The organism is Chitinophaga sp., from assembly GCF_035564935.1.
GTDB lineage: Bacteria > Bacteroidota > Bacteroidia > Chitinophagales > Chitinophagaceae > Chitinophaga.
Map to the genome: position 1 here is coordinate 1 of NZ_DATMTE010000608.1, position 4,119 is coordinate 4,119.

The 4,119-nt window shown below is 48.7% G+C and carries 3 protein-coding genes and 1 riboswitch; of the genes, 2 read left to right on the forward strand and 1 reads right to left on the reverse strand.

The genetic code is table 11. The annotated features are described in order from the left end of the window. Positions 1–49 precede the first annotated feature (49 nt). Entirely contained in the window at positions 50–1,333 is a 1,284-nt protein-coding gene (locus tag VN105_RS15400) for a DUF2851 family protein (protein WP_325642417.1), read from the reverse strand. 127 nt (positions 1,334–1,460) lie between these two features. Continuing rightward, positions 1,461–1,580, forward strand: a riboswitch (SAM riboswitch). A gap of 184 nt (positions 1,581–1,764) precedes the next feature. Between VN105_RS15400 and VN105_RS15405 the strand changes: the two genes are divergently transcribed. Both VN105_RS15405 and VN105_RS15410 read left to right on the forward strand, forming a co-directional pair. Continuing rightward, positions 1,765–2,943, forward strand: coding sequence for a PLP-dependent aspartate aminotransferase family protein (locus tag VN105_RS15405; protein ID WP_325642418.1), 1,179 nt, complete (start codon positions 1,765–1,767; stop codon positions 2,941–2,943). A 99-nt stretch (positions 2,944–3,042) separates the two neighbouring features. Further along, positions 3,043–4,119: homoserine dehydrogenase (locus tag VN105_RS15410; protein WP_325642419.1), on the forward strand; the 1,077-nt coding region annotated here is incomplete at its 3' end.

Here is a 4,119-nt window from a genome sequence, read left to right on the forward strand (position 1 = left end):
CAGTTTAATCAGTTTAATCCTGCTGCAAGACAATTTCCCAGCGAAGGCGCTACACGCCTGAAATGATCTTCACCCCTATGGCGCACTGCAGGCATCTTTTCTCATCGCAGTAGTACTGTTTCAGTTGCAGCAATGCCTGTGATTCCAAAGCGCTTTCCTGGGCAATACCCAGCTGGCTCCAGCTGTTGGTAATGTGGTTTCTTTCCGGCGGCAGCTGCTGCAGGAAATGCAGGGCTTTTTCCTGGTAATATTTGCCATTCTTATCCTGTCCGTACAGGAATAGCAGGGGCAGCACCGTGTTGATCAGGATGCCCTGTATGGCCTGCTTGCCGGGCCGCTGGGTGCGTGCCACGGGATGTCCGAAACGGTAATGCGTATGCCAGTACGCTGATGGCTGCACGAAAAACAGTTGTTCCAGCGCTGTTACATCAGGGGCTTCCAGGATGCGGGAAAACAGGTGGGTGGATTGCTGCAGCAGCGCGGCGAAAGCGGCCAGCCGCATGGTAGGAAAGGCGGCAGGCCGCATCCTCAGCCAGTTCCAGTGGTGGGCAGGTATTGGGCTGAGCCGGAATTTGTGCTGCAGATGCCCGTAAACATCCTGTAACTGCAACGCATATCCGTCTGTTTGGGGTGCTTCCAGCATGCCGGCCTGGCCAAACAGCAGCGCCTCTACCTGGAGCAGCAGATGCCGGTACCGCATCAGCATTTTATAGGGAAGCGACTGCGCCACCTGCAGAAAGGGCAGGGCATTTACCGGTGTGCCATAGCTTTGAGCCACTGCCCAGTAACATACCTCCTCCCAGTTGTAATGATTGTGCTGCAACCAGGCCCGCAGGCTGCTGATCTTGCGTTCCCAACGCTCCGCCAGCAACCGCTCTTTCCAGCTAAGCCAGGTCAGCTGCGGCACCCGGGAAGCATGGGGCGCACAGGGCACAAAGGGCGACAACGCCTTCAACTGCTCATAACGCTGCAAAAGCACCTTGGGGATGTGCTGTTGCAATTCAAGACAGGGCGCATTCCCGGTAATAACATCGGGCATGTCGTGTACAAACACCACATGCAGGATAATACGGCCGTATTGTGCATTATGCTGGTGGCCGTGCCGGAACCAGTCGGATGTACGCAGGTGCAGCTCCACCTGGCCTATCCATAAAGTAGCGCCGATCCTGATCTTTGCGGCCGAAAAATCCGGCCCGCCATTGTGGTTATGAACACCGGGAAACAATACCTGTACCGGCTCTCCGCCAGTGGTGGTCAGGTGATCCTGCTTAAATAGCCGGAATGCCCAGATATGCTGGAACAGCTCTTCTGAGAGCAACGGGTTAACAAACATAAAAGATATGGTTGGGTATAAAATAATATCATCCAAAGGTAATAAAACACCGGTTAATAAATAAAAAACAACTCCAATTTGGAAATCTCCCTAAAGTGATATTACCTTTGCGCCAGTTCTTACACATCACTTATCCAGAAAGGCGGAGGGACTTGGCCCTGCGATGCCTTAGCAACCTTTCCTGATCATTATGATCGGGAAAAAGGTGCTAATTCCTGCCCTGGTGCAAACCGGGGAAAGATAAGTTGGCAGAGATAATACTTCACAGATATATATAACTTTCTAAGGAAGCTCTTCCAACAAACGGGAGAGCTTTTTTATGCCCCCTCCCCGCCCCTTTCATGGATTTGTTGTTGTTTAAGTTGATCTTTAATGATATCGTTGCAGTTGGCAATTGTGCACATTGAACATCATTAAAAATAATTTATAACATGAAAACAGCTACACAACTGATTCACAGCATACCGGTAGACGAACTGACAGGCGCCATTTCTGTGCCTATCTATCAAACGTCCACCTTTGTGCAGGAATCACCCGGCATCAATAAAGGCTTTGAGTTTTCGCGGGCAAACAACCCCACGAGAAAAGTGCTGGAAGACCTCATCTGCAACCTGGAAGAAGGGTTTGCCGGGTTTGCGTTTGCCAGTGGTATGTCGGCCATTGATGCGGTGCTGAAGCTGTTAAAGTCCGGCGATGAAATCATGGCCGTGGAAGATACTTACGGTGGCATCTTCCAGATCTTTAACCACATGTTTGAACGCTTTGGGATCAAAGTGAATTTTGTAGATACCAGCAACCTCGATAAAGTACTGGCCGCCATTACGCCCAATACCAGGATCATCTGGCTGGAATCCCCTACCAATCCAACTTTGCGGGTATCTGATATTAAATCTATCAGCAAAATTGCCAAACAACATAATATCCTGCTGGCGGTTGACAATACTTTCAGCACTCCATTACTTCAACAGCCACTAACACTGGGCGCCGACCTCGTGATCCACAGCGCCTCCAAATACCTGGCAGGCCATTGCGACGTGATCGCCGGCCTTGTAGTAGTGAACTCAAAAACATTGGCAGACCAGATCCGGTATAACCAGAATATTTCCGGCAGTATACTCAGCCCCTTTGATGCATGGCTTACTATACGCGGTATTGAAACACTGTATCTCCGCCTGGAAAAACAATGCAGCAACGCCAGCGCCATCGCCAACTGGCTGGCTGCACATCCCGCCGTGGACAAAGTATTTTATCCCGGACTGGCCACACATAAAAATCACCACATCGCCCGTAAACAACAAAAAAATTACGGCGCACTGGTAAGCTTTTCACTGAAAAGCGACAATATCAAAAATGCGATCCGTATCGTAAACGCTACCAAATTATTTAAACTGGCGGAAAGCTTTGGCGGCGTGAAAAGCATGCTGGCCCACCCGGCCACCATGACGCATCGTACCATACCGGAAGAGTTCCGGAGAAAAACAGGGCTGCAGGATTCCTGCATCCGTTTATCAGTAGGCATCGAAGATGCCGATGACCTGATCAACGACCTGAAACAGGCGCTGGATAAACTAAACCATCCGGCCGGCAAGCAAATTACTGTTTTACAATAAAGCCGCTAGTGGTTGGTAACACCACTTTCAATGTACGGAAACTGATCATCTCTGCACGGCGAAAGACTGATTGCTAAGGCTGCAAGCTCAAAAAAAAGTATGGAAAACAAGACCATCAATTTAGGTATTTTCGGATTCGGCGTCGTAGGACAAGGACTCTATGAAGTTTTGAACAGAACAAAAGGTATTAATGCACGGATCAAAAAGATCTGTATTAAAGATCCTAATAAATCAAGACCGATCGATAGCAGTTATTTTACGACGGACAAAAATGAAATCCTCGAAGATCCTACCATTGACGTAGTAGTAGAACTGATCAACGACACCGAAGCAGCATTTGAAATAGTGAGCAAAGCGCTCCGCAACGGCAAAGCCGTAGTAAGCGCCAGCAAACGCATGATCGCCGAAAACCTGCCGGCTTTATACCAACTGCAGGCGGAAAACAAAGTACCATTCCTGTATGAAGCATCCAGCTGCGCAAGTATTCCCATCATCCGCAACCTGGAAGAATACTACGACAACGACCTGCTCAATGCAGTAGAAGGTATCTGTAACGGCTCTACGAATTATATTCTTACCAAAATATTTGAAGAGAACCTTAGCTTTGAAACCGCCTTACAACAGGCGCAGGACCTGGGTTTCGCGGAAACAGATCCTACACTGGACATCGAAGGCTTCGATCCGAAATTCAAAATAGTGATCCTGCTGCTGCACGCATTCGGCACCTTTGTGAAACCGGAAGAAGTGTTCAACTTCGGGATCCATCACCTGAACGATTTTGATATCCAGTTTGCCAAACAAAGAAATTGTACCATCAAACTGATTGCGCAATGCCGCCGCCAGAACGGTCATGTATTCTCTTATGTACTGCCGCACCTGATCAAAGAACACAACCTGCTCTACGATGTGTACAACGAATACAATGGTATCCTGCTGGAAAGCGCATTCACCGACAAACAGTTCTTTGTGGGCAAAGGCGCAGGCGGTACCGCTACCGGCAGCGCCGTATTATCGGATATCTCCGCACTGGTATACAACTACCGCTATGAGTACAAAAAGATCAAACAAAACAACCAGCCCAGCTTTACCAATGATGTAAAACTGAAGGTATACCTGCGCTACAAATCGCCCGACCAGGTAGATCTGGCAGAGTTCTTTAATATCTCTGAAAAATAT

Bases quoted from the DNA above. Each gene is read 5' to 3' on its own strand.
- VN105_RS15400 (WP_325642417.1), bottom strand. From the start codon at position 1,333: ATGTTTGTTAACCCGTTGCTCTCAGAAGAGCTGTTCCAGCATATCTGG.
- VN105_RS15405 (WP_325642418.1), top strand. From the start codon at position 1,765: ATGAAAACAGCTACACAACTGATTCACAGCATACCGGTAGACGAACTG.